The following is a 26,315-nucleotide window of genomic DNA, read 5'->3' on the forward strand; positions in this document are numbered from 1 at the left end:
AGCAGGTCCGCGGGCCGCAGCTGATCGGACAGGCGCGCGGCGACCTGGATCAGGGGGCGTCGCCCACGTCGTGGCCGAGGCTGTCGTCAATCTCCTTGAACTTGTTGAGGTCCAGCAGCAGGACTGCACTGCGCCGCCGACCGTTTGAGGCAAGCCGCCTCGGCACATCTGTGTAGAGGGCCCGCCGGTTCGGTAGCCCGGTCAGCTCATCAGTCCGGGCCTGGCGCTGCGCGTCGGCAAGCCGGATCCGCTGCCGGAAGACGAGCGGCAGAGCCGCCAGCGCCAGGGTCACACTGGCCAGGACGACGGCGAGCACGGCCACGCGCACCTATGGGCGGCGCCGCCGGCACAGCCGACGGCGCCCGCTCCACGAACCCGGGGACACTATGTGGTGCTTGCCCCCGACTCAGCCTTGACGTCCCGGCCGAGCCAGACGCCCAAGCCAATCATGGCCACACCGAGCAACAGATGGAGCCAGTTGTCGGCTGTGTTAAACGGGACAAAGTTGGCGCTGGTGCTCGCGCCGATCACCAGGCCGTAGATCCACAGCACGAGGTACACAATGCCGCCGCCGAGCAGGAAAAGCCGGGCCAACCGGTCTTTGCGGGCCATCAGAATGCCTGCCACGCCGAACAGCATGTGGACGATGTTGTGGAGCACGGACACCTGGAATACGCCGAGCAGCAGGGCCCCTGACTCGGGTCCCGCGAAGCCCATTGCCACGTAATTGGTGGTGATGCCGGGAATGAACCCGAGGATTCCAACCAGAAGGAAAATCCCGCCAATTGCCAGGGTGGTGTTGTGAAGCGTCAGCCCCATCGCATGGTGCTGGGCTGGGTGTGAAGCGGTAGTCATGGCCTTCCCTTTCACGCAGAATACCGGCTCTTCGGGTGGAAAACCGGCCACTCGGCAGGGAGTCGCAGGAACCCTGCCGACGCCCACATTTTACTCCTGAAGCTGGCACGTGAGCACGGGAAGCATGGGAACCAACTGCGCTGTCCGAGGCAGCCGGCGGGCGGCGATTCATGCGGTTTGGGGGTGTCTGAGAGACACTGCCACCGGCCGCTTTGCCTGCGTAGCGTGATGGATGTGGACAGAAAAGACGAAATCCGAGAGTTCCTGATCTCGCGACGGGCGAAGATCAGCCCGGAGCAGGCCGGCATCCCCAGCTACGGGGAACTGCGCCGTGTGCCGGGCCTGCGCCGGGAGGAGGTGGCGCAACTCGCCGGGGTGAGCGCGGACTACTACACGCGGCTGGAACGCGGCAGCCTGCGCGGCGTCTCGGACGCCGTGCTCGAGGCTGTTGCCGCTGCACTTCAGCTTGACGACGCCGAGCGGGCACACCTGATGGACCTGGCACGGACGGCCAACACGCTGACGCGTCGGGCGCCCCGCCAGCCGCCGCAGCTGAGGGTTCGTCCCGGTGTGCTGCGTCTGCTGGACGGCATGAGCGGAGTGGTTGCCCTGGTACAGAACGGCCGTTCGGACGTGCTGGCAGCCAACCAGCTGGGCCACGCTCTGTACGGGCCCGTGTTCAACTCCGCCACACGCTCTGGGCCGGACACGCCGAGGCGGCTGCCGAACCAGGCGCGCTACCTCTTCCTCGATCCGGGCGCGGCGGACCTCTACCCGGATTGGCGGGCGATCGCGACCACCACAGTGGCGATGCTGCGCTCGGAAGCCGGAAGGAATCCGCACGACCGGGTGCTGAACGAGCTGGTCGGGGAGCTGACCACGCGCAGCAGCCTGTTCGCCGCACTATGGGCCGGGCACGACGTACGCATTCACACCACCGGGACCAAACGCTTCCACCACCCCGTCGCCGGAGACCTGTCCCTGCAGTACGAGACGCTCGACCTACCCGGCGACGAGGGACAGACCCTGTTCACCTTCACTGCGGAGCCCGGCTCCGCATCCGAAAACGCGCTGGCGTTCCTCGCCAGCTGGGTGGCATCGCCGCCCGACGCAACCATCGCCGGCGGTCCTGCCGGTGGATCCACCGTCCCTCAGACGCGCTCCCACGCGCAGCCGGGAACACCTAACCCAAGAAAGACGGAACCAACACATGACTGAACACTATGAATCCCTTCAGCACGAATCCGTGCAAGGGAAGAAGGTCTGGTTCATCACCGGCGCCGGCCGTGGAATGGGAACCGACATCGCGAAGGCGGCCCTGGCCGCCGGCCACGCCGTGGTTGCCACGGGCCGCAGCCCGGAAAAGGTCGTCCAAGCCGTGGGCCCGAGCGAGAACCTGCTGCCTGTGAAGCTCGACGTCACCGACCCCGCCGCGGCGGAAGCGGCCGTGCGGGCCGCCGTCGACCGGTTTGGCCGGATCGACGTCCTTGTGAACAACGCCGGCAATTTCTATGCCGGGTTCTTCGAGGAAATCACTCCGGAGGACTTCCGGGCACAGATCGAAACCACCATGTTCGGGCCCATGAACATCACCCGCGCGGCCCTGCCGGTGCTGCGTGCCCAGCGCTCGGGACTGGTGGTCACGATCTCCTCGACCGCCGGCATCGCGGGAGGGGAGTTCCTGTCTGCCTATGCCGCGGCGAAGTTCGGTGTTGAGGGCTGGGCGGAGTCCCTGGCCGCCGAGGTCGCCCCGTTCGGCATCCGCAGCATGATCGTGGAACCGGGGTTCTTCCGCACCGAGCTGCTCACGCCGGAATCCACACGCTACGCGGAAGCCACCATCGAGGACTACGCCGAGCGCACGCGCCAGACCGTCGCCGCCTGGCAAAGCATGAACGGACAGCAGGGTGGGGACCCGGCCAAGCTCGCCGACGCCCTCATCCAGCTGGCCGAACTGGACGAACCGCCGCTGCGCTTTGGCGCCGGCGCCGACGCCGTCGGAGTTTTCGAGACCCGGGCCAAGGCGCTCTATGAGCAGGCCGACGCGCACCGCGAACTCTCCAGCAACCTCGCCCTCGACAACGCCTGACAAAACGCAAACGGGCGACGGCGGGAGGTCCCGCCGTCGTCCACCACGCCCCACCACCGGTCAGCCGGCCACCGGGAGCTGCCCGCGGCCCAAAACCGGCCCATCGTTTTGAGGAGAACACACGCATGACATCAACACTGAACGGAACCGTCGCCCTCGTCACCGGGGCGAGCAGCGGCATCGGCGCGGCCACCGCCCGCCAACTCGCCGGCCTCGGCGCCTCCGTCGCGCTCGTGGCCCGCCGCCGGGACCGTCTGGAAGCCCTCGCCAGCGAGATCGAGAAGGCTGGCGGCACCGCGAGGGCCATCGAAGCCGACATCACCGACCGTGCCCAGGCGCAGGCCGCCGTGGACGAGACCGTAGAACGCTTCGGACAACTGGACATCCTGGTCAACAACGCCGGGCTGATGCTGCTGGGCCCGGTTGTTGGCGGCGACCCCGAAGAGTGGAACCGCATGATCGCCATCAACGTCCAGGGCTTGCTCCACGCCACCCACGCCGCCCTGCCGCACCTGCTCAAGGCCGCCGAGGACAGCCCGCGCCGGGTCGCCGACATCGTAAACATCAGCTCGATCGCCGGACGCGTCGCTTGGAGCGGCTACGGTGTTTACAACCTCACCAAGTTCGGCGTCAACGGATTCACCGAATCCCTCCGTCAGGAAGTCACCCAGCGGCACGTGCGCGTCGGCGTCCTGGAGCCCGGCGGCGTCGACACCGAACTCGGTTCCCACAACAAACCCGAGGTCCGGAGCCAAATGATCGACCCCTTCTATGAACGGACCGAAGTGCTCGCACCCGAGGACATCGCCGACGGCGTCGCCTACATGGTCACCCGCCCCGGACGCGCCTCCGTCGCCCAACTGTGTATCATGCCCTCCGACCAGGCCTGACGGCCGCGAACCGACCCCTGTCCTAAGCCAGCCGCCGCACCGCCCCCACCCACCTGGACACCAATGATGAAGACGCACCCTTGACGCCAGACCCTTCCATCGCCGCGACACCGGCGCCCGCCGCATCAGCACAGTCCGCATCCACGCCGTCGTCATCCACGCCGTCGAAGTTCCCGCGGGGAGGCCTCCTGATCCTTGCCGCAGCGGGTTTCACCGCCGTCACCACCGAACTCCTGCCGTCGGGGCTGCTGCCGCAGATCAGCCGCGACCTCGGCGTGGAGGAATCAGCCGTGGGCTCCCTGACAGCCGCTTACGCCGCCGTCATCGTGTTTACCGCACTTCCCCTGTCCAGGCTGCTCGGCGGCCGGGTACCCCGCAAGACCCTGCTGATCGCTACCGTGCTCGCGTTCGCGGTCAGCAACGTGCTTCTGGCCTGCAGCCCGGTCCTGGGCCTGGCCATTGCCGCGCGGCTACTCGGCGGCGTTGCCCACGGGATGCTGTGGTCAAGCATGGCCCCCTACGTGGCACGGATCGTTCCGGCGCACTCGGTTGGAAAGGCCATGGCCATTGTCTTCAGCGGCAACAGCATCGCCCTGGCCGTCGGCGCCCCGATGGGCACGGCGATGGGCACAGTGCTGACCTGGCGTGACTCTTTCCTTGTCCTCGCAGGAGTCGGGGCTATCCTCGCGTTGCTGGCCGTGTGGTTGCTTCCGGCCGCTCCGGACGGCGGCGGACACGTCACGCCGTCGCTGCGCGGAGCACTCAAATTGCCGGGAGTAATAGCCGTGGCCACCGCCTGGCCGCTCCTGCTCCTGGGCCACTTCACGCTCTTCACGTACATCGCCCCGTTCCTCCAATCCGCCGGACTGCCGGATGCCTTCACGGGCATTTCCCTGTCAGTGGTGGGGGTCGCCAGCCTCGTGGGGATATGGATTGCGGGGCTGACGGCGGATTCCCATCCGCGGCGCTCCCTGCTGTGTGCGGTTGCCCTGCTTGTGCTCGCCTTCGGACTGCTCCCCGTGCTGGGCGGCACGTGGGCTGGGGAGCTCGCGCTGGTGACGCTGTGGGGAGCCGCATTTGGGGCTGTGGGAATCTACAACCAGGCAGCGATCCTCCGGGCCGGTGGGGAACACAAAGACGCGGCCAACGGCCTGACCGTCGTGACGATTCAGCTGGGCATCGCCGTCGGCGCCGGGTACGGTGCCCTGGCCCTGACCACCGCCGGTGCCCAGCTGGTTCCCCTGGCGGCAGCGGTCCCGACGGCGCTCTCCCTCGTGATCATCCTGGCCAGCCGCCGCGCCGGCTACCCCGCCGGTCCCCGCGAGATACGGGCCGCGGCACGGCCGTCAAAAACCCCGTGAACCGGTGCCGGTCCGCGGCACGGCCGTCAGCCGGCACTTGAGGTCTAGCACTTGACCTCAGTCCGGAGGTCACGGATCGCGGCCTCGACGTTGGCGGCTTCGTCCCTTAGGGAATCGGTTGCCTGAGTCAATGTGGCGTTGTCAGGTACCGCGGCGACGGCGGCATTGAACTTGGCTTCGGCGGCCTTGACGGCGTCCGCCCGTTGCTGGGCGAGGTTCGCGGTTTCCTTTTCGAGATCCTCATAGGTCTTAGCGACTTGCTCTTGGGCCGCGCGGACCTGCTCGACGGTGGCGTCAGGCTTCAGTGTGTTCTTGAAATTTGCCAAGGCAGCGGCATGGGCATCCGCAGCCGCGCAGAGCTGCGACACACTCGCGGGCGGGCTCGACACGGCCACGGTGGGGCTGGACGTGCCCACCGGCGGGTTTGCGGGGCTGCATCCGGAGAGCAGCGCGACGGCGGCGCCAAGCGCGATTGTTCCTACGAGGACTGCATGCGGTCTGGACATTGGAAGTTCCTCTCCCAGCTGGGCTGGCCCCCGAGCATCCGAGCACCGGAGAGCATTTCCATCCTGTGCCCGGGCGCGGTCGCGGGGCCTCATCCGCCGGGGGTGAAATGAAGGGTGAAACCGGTGGACACCGAACGCCGGGCCGGCACGGGCCAAAGGGCTCTTTTGGGACCGGGCAAACGCGGGTATTAATGGTTGTGCCACGGCGGAAAGGTCCTCCGCGACTGGTGTTGGAGCCGGGGCGGGCGGTCCAGGGCGGGACATTGGAACTTCCCTGGACCGCTGCGGAGCTGATGGGTTGATGCAACCCTTGCGGGCGCCGTGGCGTTCCGGGGTCCCTGTGTCATTCGGCGGGACCTTGGGCTCTGAAAGATGAGTGGTGCCGCGGTTTCCGCCCGGACGTATGCTGTTTTCATCGGTTCAGCAGTGAGCTGCGTGCTTTGATCTCGAGCGTGGAACATGACCCTAGGAACTGCAAGAGACGGCCGGCCGGATCGCAGTGCCTCCTTCTGGGAGCTGCACTTCAACGACCCGGATATCGGTGCCTTCCTCAGCGATGCCGTGGGTGAGTTCGTCAGCGACATCGGCGGTCCCGGCCGGGGGATCAGCTGGGCGATCACGCTGCTCGGGTCCGGGGAGGCCCTCACCCTCACAGCAGGCAGCGCGCCGGCGCGGGCCGCGGACGAGGCGCAGCGATCCTTCGACGACGGCCCGGCCCGCACGGCTGTCCGCAGCGGCGAGTTTGTCTCGGTGGGCGACACTTCCCTCGATCGGCGCTGGCCCGGGTATGCCAGCGCCGCAGCAGCCTTCGGAGTCCGCTCGCTCCTGTCCGTGCCGCTGGTCCCCGAAGCGCTGTTCCAGGCATCGGTGAACCTGTATGCGCCGTGGCCGCATCTCTTCACCAGCGCAGATATCACGGCAGCGGCGCGGCTGGCCCGGCACGTGTCACGAGCACTGCGTTTGGTCCAGCAGCTGGCCCTGAGGTCCGGGAGCGGTGCCGACCTCTCCTCAGCGCAGCTATCCCGGGCCCTGGCAGGCCTGGCGTTGCGGACGCTGGTGCGGGAGTACGGATTCACTGAAGAGGGAGCCCTTGACTATCTTCGCAGCGTCGCGGGCGGCGCCACGCGGGAGGCGGCCGGCGGTTCCCGGGGGACAGTTGGCGCCACACGGGAGGCGGCCGGCGGTTCCCGGGCGACAGCTGGCGGCCTGCGGGAAGCAGCCAGCGGCACGGTCCATGTGCTTGTGCCCGATTCCGTCCAGGGCCCGAAAGAGCCCCAGCCCGGACCCTATGCCCCGGCACCACACGCCGCGGACGCGCCTCCCGCTCGTCGACGGCGGCGGAGGACGGAGACCCCGGCCTAGGCTGCGCTGGCGTCGTCTTTCCGGTGGGCGTGGTCCGGACGGAGGGTCTTCAAGGCCCCGGCCCACGCGACCACCTGGTCAAAGAGGATCTGCAGGTTCTGCTCCGCGGCCTCCGTCGGGACGAAGGCGCGGTAGTGAACGAATTCCGTGGCCAGGGGCAGGGCGACCTGCGCCCGGACGTCTGCCATCTGAAGCTCTGCGGCAACTCCGCGGAAGTGTTCGACGGCGCGGATCCCGCCGCTGCTTCCGTAGCTGACGAACCCCGCGGCCTTGTTGTTCCACTCCTTGTAGAGGTAGTCCACGGCGTTTTTCAACGCCCCGGGAATCGAGTGGTTGTACTCGCCGGTGACGAAGATGTAGCCATCGAATCCGTCGACTGCCTCGGACCAGGCCTTGGTGTGCGCGAGGCTGTACCGGCCCAGGGACGGCGGCAGTGGCTCGTCGAGAAGCGGTAAATCGAAATCGGCGACGTCGAGGACTTCAAAGGCGGCATCGCCGCGTTCTGATGCCCGGGACTGCACCCAGTCAGCGACGGGCTTTCCGAGGCGCCCGGGCCGGGTGCTCCCAAGCACGATAGCGATGCGGATCATGGCAGACTCCTTTCCGGATGTTATGTCTGCCCACAATCAGAACAACAATCCGGACGGCTCGAAACTTCCGCAACCGCCGCCAGCGCCCTGAATCTGAGGGCCGTCGCCCGGGCCTGCCTTCAGCGGCCCAGTTGGTCGGCCACGTAGCGAAGCTGCCTCACCCAGTGGTGTTCCTGTCCGCCCTCATGGTTGTTGAAGCGGTAGACCTCGATGGCTTTCGCCGGGACAGCGTGCGGGGCTGGCGTGCCGGGTCCCGTGCCATACGCGTTGAAGGCGGCGAAGACTGTGGACGGCGGGCAGACATCGTCCATTTGCGCCACCGAGAACAGCGCCGGCGTCGCGGCACGCCTGCCCAGGTGCACGCCGTCGAAGTAGTTCAGTACGGCAAGGGCGTGCTCGTAGCGGTCGCGGTGGCGGGCCAGGAAGCCGGCGATTTCCGGGTAAGGGCCGCGCTGGGCGATGTCGATGGCACGGCGGAAGTCCTGCAGGAACGGCACGTCCGTCAGGGTGCACAGGATGCCGTCCAGACGCCCGGCGGCCAACCCCGCGGCCGCGATGGCCAGGCCGCCGCCCTGGCTCACGCCCGACAGGATCACCTTCGTGGCATCCACCTCGGGATGGCCCTGCGCGGCCTCGATGGCCCGGAAGGCGTCAACGAAGACGCGGCGGTAGTAGTAGTCCTCCCGGGCGGAAATCCCGCGCGTCATCAGCCCGGCGTAGGCCACGTCGCCGGCCGACGGGTGCGGATCCGCGGTCTCGCCGAGGCTGCCACCGTAGCCCTGGCCGCGGGTGTCCATGATGAAATGCGCGTACCCCGCCTGCGCCCACCTGGTGTCCTGCTGGACCAGGCCGCGCCCGCCGGAATAGCCGACGAACTGCACCACCACGGGCAACGCGCGGCCGGTGACCCGGTTTGCCGGCAGGTGCAGCCAGCCCTTGATCCGGGTTCCGCCGAACCCCGCGAAGGAGACATCGAAACTGTCAATAACGCTGAGCTGGTTCTCCACCGGTGCGTAGACAGCGTCCAGCGGGAATTCCCAGGCTTCGGCAAGGGTCCGGTCCCAGAACTCGTCGAAGTCCTCGGGTTCGACGGCGGCCGAGATGTGGGTGCGCAGCTGATCCAGCGGCAGGTCAAAGAGGGGCATGGGGTCTCCGGGAAGTGAGGCGGCAGTCTGAAGGTGATCCTACGTCCGATCTTCGAAATTTCGCCACACGATGGATATGTGAGCCACTCCACCCTATGGTTGTAGGACGTTCTATATCGAATGTGGGATGCGCAGTGTCCCGGGTTCGGCGAACGTCGACAAATCTCCCTACGAATGAGAGGCCAGATGTGAAGTCACGCACGAAAGCCCGCCTTCCACGCCCAGGAGCGTGTGCCGTTGCCGGCATTCTTGGATTGGGCCTGGTCGCCGGAACCGGCCTGCCGGCAAGCGCCGCCCCCATCCCGCCCACCACGCCGACCGCCGCCCCGGGTGCGTTTGCCGAGTCGAATATCGCCGCGGACCGCACATCCAACAATTACTTCTATCGAATCCCGGCCCTGACGTACCTCGGCGGTGGAGTAGTCCTGGCCGCCTGGGACGGCCGGCCGGGCAGCTCGGCCGATGCGCCCAACCCCAACTCGATCGTGCAGCGGCGCAGCACCGACGGGGGCCAGACCTGGGGCCCGCTTCAGGTGATCGCCTCGGGGCATGTCGCCGATGCGACCGGCCCGAAGTTCGGCTACAGCGATCCTTCATACATCTACGACGCCGAGGCCGGCAAAGTGTTCGCTTTCTTCGTCTACTCCAAGGACCAGGGCTTCGGCGGCAGCGTCTTCGGCAACGACGACGCCGACCGCTCGGTGATCTCCTCGGCGGTTGTGGAGTCGACTGATGGCGGGCAGACCTGGAGCTCTCCGCGGCTCATCACCAACGTGACCAAGCCCGGAACGAGCCGCACCAGCCCTCAGCCAGGCGACGTCCGGACCAACTTCGCAGCCTCGGGGGAGGGGATCCAGCTCAAGTACGGGATTCACAAGGGCCGCCTCATCCAGCAGTATTCCGGACAGGTCCAGCAAGCCAACGGCACGCAGGCCTTCCAGGCCTACAGTGTCTTCTCGGACGACCACGGCACCACCTGGCAGAAGGGAACCCCAGTAGGCGCCGCGATGGACGAGAACAAGACCGTTGAGCTTTCCGACGGCCGGGTCATGCTCAACTCCCGCGACAGCGCCAACGGCGGGTACCGAAAAGTCGCCATCTCCAACGACGGCGGTGCCACCTATGGTCAGGTCAGCCAGGACGCCGAACTTCCGGACCCGGCTAACAACGGCTCGATCGCCCGGATGTTCCCCGATGCCGCCGCGGGAACCGCGGACGCCAGGAAGCTGATCTTCACAAACGCCAACTCCAAATCCGGCCGCGAAAACCTATCCGCCAGGGTCTCGTGCGACGACGGGGCGACGTGGCCCGGCCTGCGCACCATCCGTTCGGGCTTCTCCGCCTACTCCACCGTCACACGCTTGGAGGGCGGACAATTCGGCGTGCTGTACGAGGCCAACTACACGGACAACATCCCGTTCGCGAAGTTCAACGATGAGTGGCTCAACTACGTCTGCGCGCCGCTCAGCGTCGACGCCCAAGCCGTGACTCCCGGAGCCAGCAAGGCCGTCGCCGTGACGGTGACGAACCAGGAAAGCACGGTACTCTCCGGCGGATCCGCAACCATCTTCACGCCTGCGGGGTGGTCCGCGACGACCGTCCCGGTGCCCGACGTCGCCCCAGGGGCCTCGGCGACAGTCAATGTGAACCTGACCGCACCCGCCGGCGCGGCCGGCGCGCAGAATCTAAACGCGGCGTTCACCACCGCCGGGGGTAAAGTTGCCCAGTCCACGTTCGTCGCGACGGCGCCCCAGGCCCAGCAGCTTGGCCTGAGCATCACAGGGGCAGCCCCGGACCGCGATGTCATCGGATCGCCCTACAAGGCCGGTGACGTGCTGGCGTATTCGTTCACGATCAGGAACAGCGGCAGCGTGACCTCAAACGCCGTCCCCACAGGAGGCAGCTTCGAGGCCGGATACCTGCCGCCCACAGCGCCGAACTGCCGCTACAACAACCTCCCGGCCGGCTCCACGTACAGCTGCACCACGGCCCGGCACACCATGACGGCAGAGGACATCTCGCGCGGATACTTCGCGCCCCAGGCGACGTTCACGGTGACAGCATCCGCCACGCCGTCCCTGACCCAAACCGTGGTGTTCAACGGCGCCAACGTCGCGCTGCGCGACGGGCTGCCCGCGGCCGGGATCGCCGGGCAACGCGCCGACGCCGGCAGGGATCTTGCGGTGCAGCCGTACGCCGCTGGAGAGCAGGTGCCCTACACCTTCACGGTTGCGAACAGCGGACCGCTCACCACCACGATCACTCCGACCGCCGGGAACTTCTCACCGCTGGTCCCGGAAGGCGCGGGCAACTGCCGGTGGCGAAACCTGGCGCCGGCCGGCACCTACAACTGCACGACGCCGCGGCACACCGTGACCCAGGGCGAAGTGGACCAGGGGTTCTTCGTCCCGCAGACCTCATGGACGCTGACGGCACCCGGGCAGAGTCCGAAAGCGGTTGAGGTGGAGGGCGGGGAAGTGGATCTGGTGGCCAGAAGGGCGCGGCTCCAAGGAACCGCCACCGCCGCATGGAACGATTCCAACGACGACGGCTACGCCACCCCGGGAGAGAACGTCACCTTCACCTACACCCTTGGCAACGCCGGCAACGTCGAGCTGACCGGGCTGCAGGCACCGGATATGGGCATGGCTGAACCGGTGTTTGCCGCAGGCGCTACCGTCACCAAGAGCCAGGACTACACCCTGACAGCCGCCGACGTCGCAGCCGGCGAAGTTGCCGCCGCCACCTTCGCCGCGACCGCCAGGAACGGGGCAAAGAGCGTTGACCTCACGGTCACGCGCGAGGCGCTCGCCCTGCGGGCACAGCCGGCCCGGCCCGAGGCCACGCCGACGCCCCGGACCCAGAACCTCGACGGCCTGACGGCCCCGATAGACCTCGGCACCGAGGCGAAGTACCGGACCGGGCAGCAAGTCGCACTCCGAAACCTTGAACCTGGCCAGTGGTACTTCGCCTACCTCAACAAGAGCCTTCACGGGCTCGGCTGGATGTTCCCGGGAAAGGACAACACCGTTCAGTTCATACTGCCGGCCGGCCTGAAGAATGGCCGCGATGACGTGGTCGTCCTCGATTCACTCGGGCGGCAGGTCACTTTTGACCGCCTCCAGATCACGCCGAAGGGCTAGCAGCCCTGCCGGCCAGGAGGGCCGAGGGAACGCAGGGGTGGCAGGCTCCGTACGCGGGCCCGCCACCCCGGCACCCCGGACCGCCGCCGGGCTCCAGCAGGAAAAATTCTGGCCGACGCACGATGAGAAACCAGACATTGGACATCCCATCTCCTGTACGCTTGAATCAGGAGTGGCCATGTCCGGCTGCGGCCAGAAGGAGAGAGTCATGAGCATAGAATCCCGCGTTGTGTCGCCGGCCCGTTTCAGCGCTCAAATCAGGTCCCACGTGCTGCAAACGCGCATCATGGACCTCATCCTGGAACAGGGACTGGACGTCGGTGACGCCATGCCCACCGAGACGGAACTTTCGGCCGTGCTCGGCGTCGGGCGCAACACCGTGCGGGAGTCCCTGAAGGTCCTTCAGGCGCTCGGAGTGATCGAGATCCGCCACGGCTTTGGCATGTTTGTCGCCCCCAACAACTTCAGCGCGCTGACCGACGGCCTGGCCTTCCGGGGACGGCTGTCGCTCCGGCACCGGGGTGAGGAAGCGATGGAGCTCATTGACGTGCGGCAGGCGCTCGAATCCGGGCTGATTGGCTCCGCCATCGATCTCATGACCGAGGAGCACCTCAGTGACCTCCGCAGCACCTTGGAACAGATGGAAGCAGCCGGGGACGCCGGGCAAGCCTTTGCCGAACTGGACGCGGAATTCCACCGCGGACTCTACGCACCCCTGAATAACGAGCTGCTGATCGACCTCATGGACGTCTTCTGGAAGGTCTACCGCCAGATCCACCAGGCCCTTGGATCGGGCCCGGTCGATCTGCCCGAACTGGCCCGCGTCCACCGGGAGATCTACGAGGCCGTTGCCGGCAAGGACAAGACGCTGGCCTCCGAGCGCCTGCAGCGCCACTTTGACGGCATCCGCCAAAAACTCAAGGACGTCGCGGCCCGGTAACCGCCCGCGCGGGCGAGCCGCCACGCACCAAGCCTGACCCACAGAAAGCGCCTCCCGTGATGGAAATTTTCGTAGTACCCAACGCCGAAGGAACCGGGGCCGTCGCCGCCGGCATCCTGGCCGCCGTCGTCCGCAGCAGGCCCGACGCCGTCCTCGGCCTGGCCACGGGCGGCTCACCGCTGCCGGTGTACGAGGCCCTCGCCGGCCACCGGCTGGACATGTCCGGTATCCGCGGATTCGCCCTGGATGAGTACGTCGGGCTGCCGGCAGGCCACCCGCAGAGCTACGCGGAGGTAGTGCGCCGGGAAGTGACAGAACGGCTGCACCTTGACCCGGCCAACGTCTTCATTCCCGACGGCGGCGCGGAGAATCCCGCAGCGGCGGCGCGGGACTACGACCAGGCGATTGCCCGGGCCGGCGGGATCGACGTGCAAATCCTCGGGATCGGACACAACGGGCACCTGGCCTTCAACGAACCCGGCTCACCGCTGGATTCCCGCACCCGGGTTGAGGAGCTGACCGAGCGCACCCGGCAGGCGAATTCGCGCTATTTCGACAGCCCCGACGACGTCCCCGAGCGCTGCATCACCCAGGGTCTGGGAACCATCCTTGAAGCGCGGCAACTGCTGCTGGTGGTCAACGGGGCGGACAAGGCGGAAATCCTCCGCGAGGCGCTGGCCGGTCCCGTGTCGCCCGAATGCCCGGCCTCGGTGCTGCAGCTGCACCCGCACGTGACGGTGGTCGCGGACGAGGCCGCGGCCGCCCGGCTCGCGGACCTCCCGGCAGGATCCGTCCACGGGACCGGAGCCGTCAAAGTGCGTGCAGGAGCAACCGCCGGCTGAACCGGGTGCCGCTGGGGCCGCCCTGGCGGGCGGCGCCGGTGCCCAGCCCCGGGTTCCTGTTCCCGGCCGGCGCCGTTGTGACTGGGTCCGCCGCTCGTGCGGGGCTCAGGCGGCTGCCAGGACCTGCCCGCCGCGCAGGACGGTCACCAGTTCGAAGCCCGGGCCAACCGCGATGATGTCGGCGCGCATTCCGGCCCGGAGGCCGCCGATCTCGGTTTCCAGGCCCAGGACCCGGGCAGGGACCAGGGTCGCGGCCAGGACGGCATCGGCAGGACTCACCCCGGCCGCGATCGTGGTGCGGACAACGTCCAGCAGGGTTGCCGTGCCCCCGGCGAGGGTGCCGTTGCTCTTCAGCGTGGCCACGCCGTCGTGCACCACCACCTCCGAGGGGCCGAGTTCGTAGTCGCCGTCGGGCAGCCCGGTGGCCGCCATGGAGTCCGTCACCAGCGCGATGCCCTCGGATCCCACCAGTTCAAAGGCCATCCGGACCGTCTCCGGGTCCAGGTGGACGCCGTCGCCGATCAGCTCGACCACCACGGTGCCGGCGGCTGCCAGCCGCAGGCAAGCGGCGACCGGTCCGGGACTGCGGTGGTGCAGGGGCGGCATCCCGTTGAACAGATGGGTCACCGTGGGCCGGGCATGCGGCCCGAAGCCCCCGCCGGCTCCGGCGGTGCCGATGAGGTCCGCGGCCTCCGCCAGCGAGTCAGCCGTCAGCCGGGCGTCGGCATCGGTATGGCCCAGCGAGGGGGTGACGCCGTGGTCGGTGAGGATCCGGAGCAATTCACTGGCGCCCGGCAGTTCGGGGGCGTAGGTCATGGTTCGCAGTGCGCCGCCTGCTGCGGCCAGCAGTTGCCCGAGCAGCTCAGGATCGGGGTCCCGGAGCCACAGGGGATTCTGGGCGCCGCACCGGGCGTGGGAGAGGAACGGCCCCTCGGAATGGATGCCGGCGATCAGCCCCTCGGCCGCCAGGGTCTTGAGGACGCCGAGCGACCGCAGAAGCTCCGCGCCGGAGGCCGTGACCAGGCTGGCGAGCAGGCTGGTGGTCCCGTTGCGGTGCAGGAAGTCCACAGCCTCCCGGCAGGCCCGGTCATCGCCCGTCGGGAACCCGCCGCCCGCGGCGCCATGACAGTGCAGGTCAACAAGTCCAGGAAGCACCGAGCTCCCGTCCGGCAGGGGGAGCTCCTCCGCGCCCGGGAATTGCGCGGCGTCAAAGCCGCTGTAGGGTCCCGCGTAGGCGATCCGGCCGCCCTTCACCGCCACCACGGAGTCGGCAGTGGAGGCTCCGTCCGTGACGAGCGTGCCGCGCAGGACGTAGGCGGGGGCGGCGGTTTCGCGGGATTCCGGCATGGGGACAGTCCTCAGGGGTGCAGCGCGGCGGCGAACCAGCCGCTGATGGTGGCCGGGTGGGTGATGGCGGTGCCGACGACGACGGCGAACGCGCCGGCGTCGAGCGCCTGGCGGGCCTGGTCCGGGGTGTGGATGCGGCCCTCGGCGATGAGCGGCTTGCCGAGGCCGGCGGCGGCGATCTGTTCCAGGAGGGCCAGGTCGGGGCCGCGGGTCTTGGCGCGTTCACCGGTGTAGCCGGCCAGCGTGGTGCCGATCAGGTCCGCCCCGGCCTCGACCGCGGCCGCGGCGTCCTCAATGGATCCGCAGTCGGCCATCACCAGGGCATGGGAGCCGGCGCGGATGCCGGCCACCGTCGCGGCCAGGCTCAGGCCGTCCGGGCGCTGGCGCCGGGTGCCGTCAACGGCCACCACGTGCGCCCCGGCGTTGGCCACGGCGAGGGCGTGGCGCAGCGTCGGGGTGATGAAGACGCCGTCGTGGCCGTCCTTCCAGAGCCCGATGACCGGGACCTCGACGGCGGCGCGGGTGTGCTGGATATCCGCCAGCCCCTGGACCCGGACAGCCGCGGAGCCCCCGATGACGGCCGAAGCCGCGACCTGTGAGGTGGTGCGGGGATCCCGCATCGGCTCGCCCGGGTAGGCCTGGCAGGAAACGATGAGCTGGGAGCGGAGGGATTCGAGGCCCTCGGGGGTCAGGAGCATGGTGCCTGTTTCTGTTTCTCTGTGGTCCGGTGTTCGCGGACAGAAGCGGTCAGTTGAAGACTAGCCTTCCGGCCCCGACGATGGCTGCGGAGTTCGCCAGGGAGGCCCGCAGGACCGGCACGCGGACCAACGGGTCCAGCAGCTCCCGGCGCAGGGCGGCCTTCATGGGTTTCCACCAGAGCTCGCCGGCGTCGGCCAGGCCCCCGGACACCACAAGGACCTCGGGGTCCAGGACGTTGACCAGGCCCCCGGCCGCCTGCCCGGCGGCCTCGGCGGCGGTGTGGACGGCGCGGTTGGCCGCGGGATCACCGTCGCGGGCCAGAGTGAATACCGCGCGGGTGTCCGGGACGGCACGGGATCCGCCCAGGCGGAGGAACGCCGCATGGATGGCCGGGCCGGAGGCCGCGGCTTCTACATGGCCCGAGCCCCCGCAGGAACAGGGCAGCGCCTTGCCGTCCTTGCCGTCCGCGTAGGCGTAGGGGGAGGCGGTGTGGCCGACGTGGCCGCCCACGTACCGGTGGCCCAGGACGGGCCGGCCGGCCAGCACGAAGCTTCCGCCCACACCGGTGCCGAAGGCGATCAGCAACGAGCTCGCCGTCCCGGCCGCTGCCCCGCGCCAGGACTCGCCTAGCGCATGGGCGTGAACGTCGTTAACGGCGCTGACCGCTTCTGGCGGAAGGCCCAGGCGTCCGGCGAGGCCGTCGGTCAGCGCGGTCCCGGCCCAGCCGTGGATGGCGTCCGTCGCGGACACCACGACGCCCCGGCCGGCGTCGATCACTCCGGCCGAGCCCACGCCGACGCCTGCGATGGAGAGGCCCTCCGCCTGCGCCCGGACCCGGAGGCCGGCAACCAGGGCCGCGGTGGCGTCCAGGACGGCCTCACCGCCGGCACGGCTGGGCGTCGGAGCGGTCTGCGAGAACAGCAGTTCGCCATCCTCTGAGACCACTCCGGCCGCCGTCTTGGTGCCGCCAAGGTCGACCCCAATCGCGTGCGCCATGTTCCTCCTCAATCGGGTATCTGCGGGTGTGGTGGCCGGAGCCTAGATCAGGCCGTTGCGTTCGAGGATGACCTTGATGGCGGTGGTCTCGTCCTCGTTCAGGGCCGGCATGGGTGCACTCATGGTGTTGGATTCGATGATGCCCATGAGCTGAAGGGCGGTCTTGAAAGCGCCGAGGCCGGCCGCGCCGCCGGAGACCCGGCCGTTGGGCGTGTAAACGATCTCGAAGAGGTCGGCGATGCGGTCCTGTTCGGCGGCGGCCTTGGCCCAGTCGCCGGCGGCTGCGGCGTCCATGAGGTTCCGGTAGCCGCGGGGATCAACGTTGCCCAGGCCCGGGACGACGCCCTGCGCCCCGCCGAGCAGGGCGCCGTCGACCACGACCTCGTGGCCGGTGAAGATGTCGAAGTTCGGGATGTCGCGGGCCGCCAGCAGCAGCTGGCGGAAGCCGACGTCGTCGCCTGAGGAGTCCTTGACGCCGGCGATCACGCCGTCCCGGCCGAGCCGGACCAGCAGGTCCGTGGGCAGCTTGAAGTGGGTGCGGACCGGGACATCGTAGGCGAAGATCGGCGCGCTGACGGCGTCGTGGATGGCGCGGAAGTGGGTTTCCGTTTCCTCTGCGTTGCCGATTGCGTAGTACATCGAGGTCACCACGATCGCGTCGGCGCCGAGGTCGATCACCTTCCGGGCTTCTTCGATGACACGGTTGGTGGTCTGCTCGTTCGCCCCGACAATCAGCGGCACGCCCGCTGCGCCGGCAGCGGCATTCTCGGCGGCGATGGTGCTGACGACGAGTTCGCGCTCTGCGTTGCTCAGGTACGGTACCTCGCCGGAGGATCCCAGGACGAAGAGCCCGGACACGCCGCCGTCGAGGAGGTGCCGCGTGAGGTTCTTCAGCGAATCGGTGTCGACGCTGCCGTCGGCGTGGCGGGGGGTGACGACCGGGGGAATGACGCCCTGGAATTGGGTAGGCACAGGTAACTCCAATGATGGTTTGGTGAATGGGGAAAAGTGCGGGAAATCAGGGGTGCAGCAGGCTGGGGGCGGCGCCGAGCAGTTTCTTCGTGTAGTCGTTGGCCGGGTGGTCGAAGACCTGCCCGGCGGGTCCCTCTTCGACGATTTCGCCGAAGTACATGACGCAGATCCGGTCCGAGACATAGCGGACGGTCTGGATATCGTGCGAGATGAAGACCATGCCGAGGTTCAGCTGGGTCTTCAGGTCCGAGAGCAGGTTCAGTACCTGCGCCCGCACCGAGACGTCCAGCGCCGAGGTCGGCTCGTCCGCCACGATGATGTCCGGGTCCAGGGCCAGTGCCCGGGCGATGGCAACCCGCTGGCGCTGGCCGCCGGAAACCTGCGAGGGCGTGACCTCGGCGGCGGAGTACGGCAGCCCGACGAGGGCCAGGAGGTCCTTGACTTTCGCTGCACGGGTGGCCGCGGTGCCGATCCCGTGGATCTGGAGCGGATCGGTGAGGATGTCCTGGATGGTCATGCGGGGGTTCAGCGCGGTGGACGGGTCCTGGAAGACCACCGAGACGGTGCGGCCGAATTCTTTGCGCAGGGCGGCGTTGCGCCTGCCGGCGGGCTTGCCGTGGAACAGGACCTCCCCCGAGGTGGGGGCCTGCAGGCCCACCAGCACGGAGGCCAGGGTGGACTTGCCGCAGCCGGATTCGCCCACGATTCCCACGGTCTCGCCGCGGCTGATGGTGAAGTCCACCCCGTTGACGGCCTTGACGAAGGTGGGGCGGAACAGGCCGCCGGTGCGGGCCCGGTGGTGGACCTTGACGTTCTTCAGTTCAATCACGGGCTTGCCGGTTGAAGTGCTCATTTGGCGTCCTCCTTGAGGTGGCTAGCCCAGTAGTGGTCGCTGTCTCCGGCACCGGCGGATTTCACGGTGGTCAGGACGAGCCGCTGCTCCGGGTCGGCGTCGGGCCGCAGCGAACGGGCCGCGAACCTGTCGCCGGCGGCGAAATCCCGGGGCGAGGGCACAGTGCCGGGGATCTGGTGCAGCCGGTCGGCGTCGGCCTCGATGGAGAGGACGGCGCCGAGCAGGCCGCGGGTGTATTCGTGCTGCCGGTTCTGCAGCAGAGCGGACGCCTGCGCGGATTCGACCACCTGCCCGGCGTACATCACGGTGATGCGGTGCGCGAGCGAGGCCACCAAGGCCAGGTCGTGGCTGACGAAGACCATGGCGAAGCCCAGCTGTTCGCGCAGTTCGTTGAGCAGTTCCACCACCTGGTGCTGGACGGTCACATCCAGCGCGGTGGTGGGCTCGTCCGCGACGACGATCCGGGGCGAACGGGAGAGCGCCATGGCGATCAGGACGCGCTGGCGCTGGCCGCCGGAGAGCTCATGCGGGTAGCTGGCCAGCGTGCGGACGGGATCCAGCTTGACCAGTTCCAGGAGCTCGGCAGGGGTCTTGCGGCCGCCGCGGCGGGTCAGCTGCTGCAGCTGGTCCTTGATCTTCATGGACGGGTTGAGGGAGCTCAGCGCGTCCTGGTACACCATGGCGATCTGCTGGCCCCGCAGCCCCTCGTAGGCCTTGGCGCTGCTGTTGCCGGTGGAGGCGTCCAGCAGTTCCTTGCCGTCGAAGGTGATGGAGCCGGAGATGACGGCGGTCTTGGGCAGCAGGCCCATGATGGCCAGCGACGTGATGGACTTGCCGCAGCCGGATTCGCCCACCAGGCCCATGGTTTCGCCTTCGCGGACGCTGAAGGAGACGTTGTCCACGATTGCGGTGTCGCCGAAGCGGCCGGGGAAGCGGATGGACAGGTTCTTGACCTCGAGGACCGTGCGGGCGGTGTCCGGGACCTGGGGGAGGCGGTCCGTGCGGCCGACCTCGACGGCGGTCAGCAGCTTCAGCTGCTCGTTCAGATGGCCGTCCAGCAGGGCGTGGGGGCCGGCGGTGCCGGCGACCCCGTCCTGACGGTGGCCCGCCTGGGGGAGACCGGCCTGGGGGAATCCGGCTTCCGGAACAGCGTCGCCCGCGGCGGCGCGGACGCCGTCGAGTTCGTGCTGCTCCAGCACTGAACCCTGCGCCACGGACGTGCCGATTTCGGCGTCGATGGCGACGGAGGTGCCGGCGGAGGTGCCGTCGTCGTCCTTCACTACCGGGGCCTTGCGGAGTTTCGGGTTGACCATGGCATCGGTGAGTCCCTCGGCCAGGATGTTCAGCGCGAGCACCGTGAGCAGGATGGTCAGGCCGGCGAAGGTGGTGGCCCACCAGCCGCCGGAGAGGACGAGGTTGCGGCCGTAGGAGATCACGTTGCCCCACGACGGTGCGGGGTCCTGGACGCCGGCGCCGAGGAAGGAGAGCGAGGCCTCCAGGATGATCGCGTCTGCGACCATCACCGTGCCGAACACCAGGACCGGGGCCGCGGTGTTGCGGACAATGTGCTTGAGCAGGATGTAGGAGCGGCCGGCGCCGATCACCCGGGCGGCCCGGACATAGTCTTCGCCGTACTGGGACAGGACGTTGGCGCGCACCACCCGCGCCAGCTGGGGCGTGTAAATGACCGCGATGGCCACGATGATGGTGGGCACGGTGTTGCCGAAGACTGCCAGCAGCACAGCGGCCAGCGCGATGCCAGGAAAGGCCATGAGGATGTCCATAAGGCGCATGATGACCTCGTTGACACCCTTGCCGGAGGTCGCGGCGAGGGAACCGAGCAGGGCGCCGGCAATGACGGCCAGCGCCACCGCGCCCAGGCCGATCATCAGGGAGGACTGGGCGCCGTAGAGCAGGCGCGAGAAGATGTCGCGGCCCAGCCGGTCGGTGCCGAAGGGGTTCTCGCCGCCGGGAGGTGTCGCCGGAATGAAGGACTCCAGCGGGTCATGCGGGGCGATTGCGGGCGCGAAGACGGCGGCGAGGGTGATGGCCGCCAGGAAGAGGAGGGCGAGCCGGGAGCTCCAGGGGAGGGCCTTGAACCGGACTCCCGGGGCGCTGAGGCGTTCAGCGAGTTTGCTGCGCATGGGTCAGACCGTCCTGATTCGGGGGTTGATGAGCAGGTACAGAAGGTCGACGGCGATGTTCACGAGCACGAAGGTGACGGAGATGGTCAGGACCACGCCCTGCACGAGGTTGACGTCGAGGTTGGTGATGCCGTTGAGGATCAGCTGGCCCATGCCGGGCAGGGCGAAGATCATTTCGATCACGACGGCGCCGCCCAGCAGGTAGCCGATCCGCAGTCCCAGCACGGTCACCGGGGTGACCAGGGCGTTGCGGAGCACGTTGCGGGACACGACCTCCCGGTAGGGGACGCCATTGCCGATCGCGGTGCGGACGTAGTCCCGGTCCAGTTCCTCGACCATCGAGGTGCGGACCACCCGGATCAGCGAGGCCGAGACCGGGATGCCAAGGGCCAGGGCCGGGAGCGCCATCGAGTTCAGCCAGCCGCCGAAGCCCGATTCCGGCGTCGCGATGCCGCCGGATGGGAAGAGCGGGTCCGCGCCGAGCGCGAACCACTGGATGAGCAGGATGCCAAGCCAGAACGACGGCGTCGCCACCGCGGCGATCGAGAAGACCCGGACCAGCTGGTCCGGCCACTTGTCCCGGTACAGGGCGCCGGCGATGCCGAAGGGGAGCGAGACCGCGACGGCGATCAGCACGCCCAGGAACGTGAGCTGAAGGGTCAGCGGGAAGGCCGCGGCGATCATGTCGGCCACGGACTTCGCGGGCGGCGTGGTGACCCCAAGGTCAAACTGGAGCAGCTTGCCGAGGAACCGGAAATATTGCAGGACCAGCGGATCGTTGAGCCCGTTGCTCTGGCGGTATTGTTCCTTGGCTTCCTCGCTGGCTCCGTCGCCGAGGGCGCTGCTCGCCTGGTCACCGGGGGCGGCCTGCAGGACGAGGAACACCAGCAGGGTAATGCCCAGGATCATCAGGGGCAGCGCCGCCAGCCTGCGGCCCAGCAGGCGCAATATTGTGACCAAAGTTGTCTCCGGAATTCGTGGAAGGGTGTCCCGGCCTCAGCCGGCACGGGTGGCAGTGCAGGCCGGTCCGGGCGGGAAGGGGGCCCGCCCGGGTCGGCGGTTGACAATGAATCAGGCAGTGCGGCCGACGCCGACGAAGCCGACGCCCGTCGTGGGCAGGGGCTTGAAGCCGCTGAGCTTCTTGGCGTCCCAGGCGCTGGGCAGCTGGCGGTGGAAAATCGGGTACAGCGGGAGCTCTTCGGACACCAGATCCACAATGTCGCCGGTGAGGTTCTTCGCCTCTGCCGGGGCGGACTGGCCGGCCTTCGCCATGAGGTCCACCAGCGTGGCCCGTTCCGGCGTGGACGCCCAGTAGGCGCGGCCCTTCATCCAGGTGTCGCCGGCGTAGAACCAGCTCAGCAGGAGGTCGGCGTCGTTGCCGAAGACGGAGGGATCGCCCGGGGCGGCGACGACGGAGAAGTCGGCCTTGCCCACCCGGTCCGTGTACAGCGCGCCGGACTGCAGGTTCTTCAGGGTGACCTTGACGCCGGGGATCTTGTTCCAGGATTCCAGCATCAGCGGGGCCACATCCTTGACCCACGCGGTGTCCGTGGTCAGGAGTTCGAATTCCAGGTTGGTGACGCCGGCCTGCTTCAGCAGGGCCTGGGCCTTGGCGGGGTCGTAGCCGTAGACGTTCTTGGCCTTGACGTAGTCCGGGTGCCCCTCCTGGAAGTAGGAGCTGGAGGCCTTGGCGTTGCCGAACAGCGCCTTCTTGATGATGGAGTCCTTGTCCAGGCCATAGTGCAGGGCCTGGCGGACCAGCTTGTTGTCGAACGGGGCCTTGGCGCAGTTGAACATCAGGAACAGCATCCCGAAGGACTGGACGGACTCCACGGTGGCCTTCGACTTCAGGCCCTCGATGTCCAGGTAGGGGACGTCCTCGATGGCCTGCACGCGGCCGGACTGCATCGCGGTGACGCGGGCGGCGGCGTCGGAGAGCAGCAGCCAGGTCATGCCCTTGGCGAGGGCGGGCATCGGTCCGTTGTAGTCGGCGTTGGCCTCGAACACGATCTTGTCGTCCTTGACGGCGGAGACCAGTTTGTAGGGGCCGGTGCCGACGGGCTTGGCGTCGAAGGCCTTGAGCTGGTCGGAGCCGAGCGGGAAGTTGGCCAGGGCCTTGGGCACGATCTTGACCACGGAGATGCGCGAGGGGAAGGCGGGGAAGGCGTATTTCAGCGAGAACTCGACGGTCTTGGCATCGACGGCCTTGATGTCCTTGATGAACGGGATGAACTGCGAGAACAGCGACTTGTTGGCCGGGTCCAGGACGCGGGTGAAGGAGAAAACGACGTCCTCGGGGGTGACCGGGGAGCCGTTGTGGAACTTGGCGGCGTCCCGGAGCGTCACCTGGTAGGTGGTGGCGTCGACCATCTTGGGGTCGGCCGCGGCGAGGGCGTTGTACGGCTCGCGGGTGGCGGGGTGCAGTTCCACGAGGCCCTCGTAGACGTGCAGGTTGGCTGCCAGCGGAGTCGCCCCGGAGCTGGAGAGCGGGTCGAAGCCGGTGGACAGGGCGTAGGAAATGCCCGCTTCGATGATTAGGTCCTTGTTGATCGGCGCGGTGTTGGCGGCAGCCGCTCCCGTGGTGGTGCTCGCGGGCCCGCCGCACGCGGCAAGGGACGTGGTGAAAGCCGCGGCCACGCCCAGCGCGCCTGACAGCTTGAGGAAGCTCCGGCGGCTGGCGTCATTCACCAGCGGCAAGTTCTTTAGTGTCCTGCTCATGATTTGCCTCACCATTCGAGTCTATTTATCGGATGTAGGACGTCCGATGCTTAGAAGAACTGTAAGGGCCATCACACGGGCTCGTCAAGCGGGCGGAGGCCGCGGCCGGATTTTCCCACCTTTGCCGGGTTCCGGCGGCGAGTCCGCCCAGAACGGCGGTGCGTCCCGGCGAAGTGGCGGCAAACGTGGGGAAACTCCGCGCGGTCACTGGACGCGGCGATTAAGGGTCAATAGCGGGAAGCCAAATGGAACCGGGCTTCCGGTTGAAACCCAGAAACGTTGGAATCCAGATAAGGAGCCGAGCCGTGAATGCACTGACCGTCCTGCCGTCCGCAGAGGACGAAATACTCTCCCAGGCCGAGGCCGCATACGTGGACGCTGGCCGAGCGCGAACCGCACAAGGGCGCCGTCGTCAAAAAGCCTCTCTCTGGAGGAACTGATCCATGTCTACGACGTGCGCCGGCTGCTGGAGACGGAGGCCGCGCGGCTGGGGAGCCAGCAGGTCACGGCTGAGGACTGCGACAAGATGCAGGCTGGGTATGAGCTGATGCGCGCTGCCATTGCCGAACGCCGCGTCATTGCGCTGCTGGACCATGATGAGGCCATGCTGGCGATCCTCCACGAGGCTGCGGCAAACCCGGTTCTGGTTCAAATGATTCGCACACTTTGGCAGCACTGCCGGACGTACAAGATCGTCGGTGCCCGGGCATGGCTGGATGATGCCGGGGATGACTCACTGTGGCGGTATCAGCAGGACCTGATCACGGCTGCCCGGGGCAATGACGCCGACGCAGCCGCTTCACTCAATACGGCATCACTTCTGGACGCCTCTGAGCGGATCAAGGCACGGCTGGCCGCACAGGCCGCGGGCTAACCTGACGCGCTTCGTGCCCGGCGATGCGCAAAATACCCCTCGATGCCCGAATCAGGCCGCGCCAGGTATTTGCCGCGTCGCTGAACGGAATGCGCGTCGGGGCTAGCCGTTCTTCTTCCAGCGCTTCGGCCACTTGACGTTCATCAGGAGCATGCCGAGCAGCAGCGCGTCGGCAGTCATGACTCCGGCCATGAGGTAGGCCCACCCGGCCATCATGGCGTGCCCGCCGCCCGCCGGCCCGAAGTGCGCGTGTGTACCAGAATGCCCATGACGATCTCCTGACCTGGCCCCCCAGTCGCTCGATAGTTCCCCCAAGTGTGCCAGCGCGTCGCAGCCGAGGGAACCGCAGGTCTCCGCGGCTCAAGCTTTTCACAAGCTCACCCGCGCGTCGGCCCGGGATTAGAATCGGGCCAAGAACGGAATCGGCAAAAAGCCGAGAGGACTCCAGATGGCGATCGAAATTCGTCCGGCGACGCAGTTCGACGACGTGCGAACGATGGTTGGCCCCAAACGTCCGGATGCCACCGTGTGCTGGTGCCTGAGCTACCGCATCCCTTCGAAACAGAACGTGGCACTGCGTGGGCCCGAACGCGGCAACCTCATGAGGGAGCTTCTCGGGCAGGATCCGCCACCCGGGGTGCTGGCGTACGACGGCGATGAAGTGGTCGGCTGGGCGGCTGTCCACCCGCGCGCCGACACGACCTTTGCCCGCAACCGCAAGATCCCGCACGTAGACGACGTCGATGTCTGGTCGGTGTGGTGCATCCGGGTGAAGCCCGGTCATCGCGGCAAGGGAATCTCCCACAGCCTGCTGGCCGGCGCGGTCGAGTTCGCCCGCAGCCATGGCGCCACTGCCATCGAGGGCTACCCCGTGGACAACCAGGGCAAGAAGGTGGACCTCACCATGGCCTATGTCGGCACAAAAAAGCTCTTCGAAGATTCCGGCTTCGCTAAGGCTGCCAACACCGATTCCGTGATCAACGGCTTTCCCCGCGTGCTGATGCGCCTGGACCTTTGATATCGGGACCCGCTGCGCATCATACCGCTTCACGCAATCTCGGCCGGGCCGCGCATCCCGTCATAGGATCGGGAGTGTGGAACTAACCGAGAGGACGCTCTAAGCGGCCTTGTGGCGGGTAAGCAGGCCGCAGAAACTACTTGAGAGTATGGATCATGGCTTCGAAGAATGACCCCGAATCCGACGTCGAAGCGGAGGGCGGCCAGCACGGCGGAGTGCAGTCTGTGGACCGGGCCCTTGCTGTTTTGGAGATCCTGGCCCGGGACGGCCATGCCGGCGTGAGCGAAATCGCCGAGGAAATGGGGATCCACAAATCCACCGTCTCCCGGCTCCTGGGATCGCTGGTGAGCAGGGAAATGGTCCACCAGAACAGCGAACGCGGCAAGTACCAACTGGGGTTCGGCATCCTGCGGCTGGCCAGCTCGATTCCCGGTCGGCTCAGCCTGGTCCAGGAGGCCCGTTCCGTGCTGGAAAGCCTGGCGGAGGAATTCAAGGAAACGGTGAACCTTGCTGTCCTGCGCTCCAATTACGCCGTCAATGTGGACCAGGCCATGGGCCCGTCCACGCTGGCAATGTACGACTGGGTGGGCAGCCTGACTCCGCTGCACGCGACGTCCAGCGGGAAGGTCCTGCTTGCGGCGCTGGAAGCCGACGAGCGCGACCGTATCCTCAAACACACGGGGCTGCCCGCGCGGACACCGCGGACCATTACCAGCCGGGACGCACTGGAAAACCAATTGCTGGAGGTCGCCCGGGATGGTTACGCCCAGGCAAAGGAGGAGTTCGAAATCGGTCTGAACTCAATCGCTGTGCCGGTTTACAACCATGTGGGCTCGGTGATCGGTGCTGTCAGCGTTTCCGGGCCCGCCTTCCGCTTCAAACCGGAGGAAATCGAGGGCCTCATCGAGTCGCTGGGCCAGGCCGGACTGCAAATCAGCGCGAAGATGGGCTATACCGGGCGCTAGCAATGG

At 67.8% G+C, this 26,315-nt stretch carries 23 protein-coding genes and 1 pseudogene; 11 read left to right on the forward strand and 13 right to left on the reverse strand.

Going from position 1 to position 26,315, the window contains the following annotated elements:
- Positions 1-23: 23 nt before the first annotated feature.
- Both ACFVTM_RS01515 and ACFVTM_RS01520 read right to left on the reverse strand, forming a co-directional pair.
- A pseudogene (locus ACFVTM_RS01515) lies at positions 24-328 on the reverse strand (diguanylate cyclase domain-containing protein); the annotation flags it as partial.
- A 56-nt stretch (positions 329-384) separates the two neighbouring features.
- Positions 385-855: a DUF4383 domain-containing protein gene (locus tag ACFVTM_RS01520; protein WP_390201559.1), complete on the reverse strand. Its 471-nt coding sequence runs from the start codon at positions 853-855 to the stop codon at positions 385-387.
- 234 nt (positions 856-1,089) lie between these two features.
- On the opposite strand from ACFVTM_RS01520, the gene ACFVTM_RS01525 reads away from it, so the two are divergent.
- The 4 genes from ACFVTM_RS01525 to ACFVTM_RS01540 all read left to right on the forward strand — a co-directional run bounded on the left by ACFVTM_RS01525 (position 1,090) and on the right by ACFVTM_RS01540 (position 5,195).
- Positions 1,090-2,073, forward strand: coding sequence for a helix-turn-helix transcriptional regulator (locus ACFVTM_RS01525; RefSeq protein ID WP_390201560.1), 984 nt, complete (start codon positions 1,090-1,092; stop codon positions 2,071-2,073).
- Entirely contained in the window at positions 2,066-2,944 is an 879-nt protein-coding gene (locus ACFVTM_RS01530) for an SDR family oxidoreductase (protein ID WP_390201561.1), read from the forward strand. The genes ACFVTM_RS01525 and ACFVTM_RS01530 overlap by 8 nt, the downstream gene beginning before the upstream one ends.
- A 125-nt stretch (positions 2,945-3,069) precedes the next feature.
- Complete coding sequence (locus ACFVTM_RS01535; RefSeq protein ID WP_390201562.1) at positions 3,070-3,834, forward strand: SDR family NAD(P)-dependent oxidoreductase; 765 nt, start codon at positions 3,070-3,072, stop codon at positions 3,832-3,834.
- 80 nt (positions 3,835-3,914) lie between these two features.
- Positions 3,915-5,195: an MFS transporter gene (locus tag ACFVTM_RS01540; RefSeq protein ID WP_390201563.1), complete on the forward strand. Its 1,281-nt coding sequence runs from the start codon at positions 3,915-3,917 to the stop codon at positions 5,193-5,195.
- Positions 5,196-5,239: 44 nt separating this feature from the next.
- Here ACFVTM_RS01540 and ACFVTM_RS01545 read toward each other — a convergent pair whose 3' ends face one another.
- On the reverse strand, positions 5,240-5,701 hold the full coding sequence (locus tag ACFVTM_RS01545; protein ID WP_390201564.1) for a hypothetical protein: 462 nt from the start codon (positions 5,699-5,701) through the stop codon (positions 5,240-5,242).
- A gap of 459 nt (positions 5,702-6,160) precedes the next feature.
- Here ACFVTM_RS01545 and ACFVTM_RS01550 point away from each other — a divergent pair, with 459 nt between their 5' ends.
- Positions 6,161-7,063 (forward strand): GAF domain-containing protein, encoded by a 903-nt coding sequence (locus ACFVTM_RS01550; protein WP_390201565.1) that lies wholly within the window; start codon positions 6,161-6,163, stop codon positions 7,061-7,063.
- Here ACFVTM_RS01550 and ACFVTM_RS01555 read toward each other — a convergent pair.
- Entirely contained in the window at positions 7,060-7,653 is a 594-nt protein-coding gene (locus ACFVTM_RS01555; protein ID WP_390201566.1) for an NADPH-dependent FMN reductase, read from the reverse strand. The genes ACFVTM_RS01550 and ACFVTM_RS01555 overlap by 4 nt on opposite strands.
- A 119-nt stretch (positions 7,654-7,772) precedes the next feature.
- Positions 7,773-8,798: an acetylxylan esterase gene (locus ACFVTM_RS01560; RefSeq protein ID WP_390201567.1), complete on the reverse strand. Its 1,026-nt coding sequence runs from the start codon at positions 8,796-8,798 to the stop codon at positions 7,773-7,775.
- Between the two features lie 254 nt (positions 8,799-9,052).
- On the opposite strand from ACFVTM_RS01560, the gene ACFVTM_RS01565 reads away from it, so the two are divergent.
- The 3 genes from ACFVTM_RS01565 to ACFVTM_RS01575 all read left to right on the forward strand — a co-directional run bounded on the left by ACFVTM_RS01565 (position 9,053) and on the right by ACFVTM_RS01575 (position 13,723).
- Positions 9,053-11,941, forward strand: coding sequence for an exo-alpha-sialidase (locus ACFVTM_RS01565; RefSeq protein WP_390201568.1), 2,889 nt, complete (start codon positions 9,053-9,055; stop codon positions 11,939-11,941).
- 208 nt (positions 11,942-12,149) lie between these two features.
- Positions 12,150-12,881, forward strand: coding sequence for a FadR/GntR family transcriptional regulator (locus tag ACFVTM_RS01570; RefSeq protein WP_390201569.1), 732 nt, complete (start codon positions 12,150-12,152; stop codon positions 12,879-12,881).
- A 59-nt stretch (positions 12,882-12,940) separates the two neighbouring features.
- Positions 12,941-13,723 carry a glucosamine-6-phosphate deaminase gene (locus ACFVTM_RS01575; RefSeq protein ID WP_390201570.1) on the forward strand — a complete coding sequence of 261 codons (783 nt, stop codon included), beginning with the start codon at positions 12,941-12,943 and terminating at the stop codon, positions 13,721-13,723.
- A 105-nt stretch (positions 13,724-13,828) separates the two neighbouring features.
- On the opposite strand, the gene ACFVTM_RS01580 is transcribed toward ACFVTM_RS01575, so the two are convergent.
- From ACFVTM_RS01580 to ACFVTM_RS01615, 8 genes are all read right to left on the reverse strand, one after another.
- Positions 13,829-15,070, reverse strand: a complete 1,242-nt coding sequence (locus ACFVTM_RS01580; protein WP_390201571.1) for an N-acetylglucosamine-6-phosphate deacetylase — start codon at positions 15,068-15,070, stop codon at positions 13,829-13,831.
- An 11-nt stretch (positions 15,071-15,081) separates the two neighbouring features.
- Complete coding sequence (locus ACFVTM_RS01585) at positions 15,082-15,768, reverse strand: N-acetylmannosamine-6-phosphate 2-epimerase (RefSeq protein ID WP_390201572.1); 687 nt, start codon at positions 15,766-15,768, stop codon at positions 15,082-15,084.
- Between the two features lie 49 nt (positions 15,769-15,817).
- Complete coding sequence (locus ACFVTM_RS01590; RefSeq protein WP_390201573.1) at positions 15,818-16,765, reverse strand: ROK family protein; 948 nt, start codon at positions 16,763-16,765, stop codon at positions 15,818-15,820.
- A gap of 42 nt (positions 16,766-16,807) precedes the next feature.
- A complete protein-coding gene (locus ACFVTM_RS01595; RefSeq protein WP_390201574.1) occupies positions 16,808-17,737 on the reverse strand; it encodes a dihydrodipicolinate synthase family protein in 930 nt (309 codons plus the stop codon).
- 46 nt (positions 17,738-17,783) lie between these two features.
- Positions 17,784-18,590 carry an ATP-binding cassette domain-containing protein gene (locus ACFVTM_RS01600; RefSeq protein ID WP_390201575.1) on the reverse strand — a complete coding sequence of 269 codons (807 nt, stop codon included), beginning with the start codon at positions 18,588-18,590 and terminating at the stop codon, positions 17,784-17,786.
- Positions 18,587-20,734, reverse strand: a complete 2,148-nt coding sequence (locus tag ACFVTM_RS01605) for a dipeptide/oligopeptide/nickel ABC transporter permease/ATP-binding protein (RefSeq protein ID WP_390201576.1) — start codon at positions 20,732-20,734, stop codon at positions 18,587-18,589. Before ACFVTM_RS01605 ends, ACFVTM_RS01600 begins: the two co-directional genes overlap by 4 nt.
- A 3-nt stretch (positions 20,735-20,737) precedes the next feature.
- Entirely contained in the window at positions 20,738-21,694 is a 957-nt protein-coding gene (locus tag ACFVTM_RS01610; RefSeq protein ID WP_390201577.1) for an ABC transporter permease, read from the reverse strand.
- Between the two features lie 111 nt (positions 21,695-21,805).
- Complete coding sequence (locus ACFVTM_RS01615) at positions 21,806-23,452, reverse strand: ABC transporter substrate-binding protein (protein WP_390201578.1); 1,647 nt, start codon at positions 23,450-23,452, stop codon at positions 21,806-21,808.
- Positions 23,453-23,906: 454 nt separating this feature from the next.
- Between ACFVTM_RS01615 and ACFVTM_RS01620 the strand changes: the two genes are divergently transcribed.
- The 3 genes from ACFVTM_RS01620 (at position 23,907) to ACFVTM_RS01630 (ending at position 26,309) form a co-directional block, all read left to right on the forward strand.
- A complete protein-coding gene (locus tag ACFVTM_RS01620) occupies positions 23,907-24,326 on the forward strand; it encodes an FCD domain-containing protein (RefSeq protein ID WP_390201579.1) in 420 nt (139 codons plus the stop codon).
- A gap of 448 nt (positions 24,327-24,774) precedes the next feature.
- Positions 24,775-25,344, forward strand: a complete 570-nt coding sequence (locus tag ACFVTM_RS01625; protein ID WP_390201580.1) for a GNAT family N-acetyltransferase — start codon at positions 24,775-24,777, stop codon at positions 25,342-25,344.
- A 155-nt stretch (positions 25,345-25,499) separates the two neighbouring features.
- Positions 25,500-26,309 carry an IclR family transcriptional regulator gene (locus ACFVTM_RS01630; protein WP_390201582.1) on the forward strand — a complete coding sequence of 270 codons (810 nt, stop codon included), beginning with the start codon at positions 25,500-25,502 and terminating at the stop codon, positions 26,307-26,309.
- The last annotated feature ends 6 nt before the right edge of the window (positions 26,310-26,315 follow it).

The sequence above is a fragment of the Arthrobacter sp. NPDC058130 genome, assembly GCF_042884475.1.
In the GTDB taxonomy this organism is placed as follows: domain Bacteria; phylum Actinomycetota; class Actinomycetes; order Actinomycetales; family Micrococcaceae; genus Arthrobacter.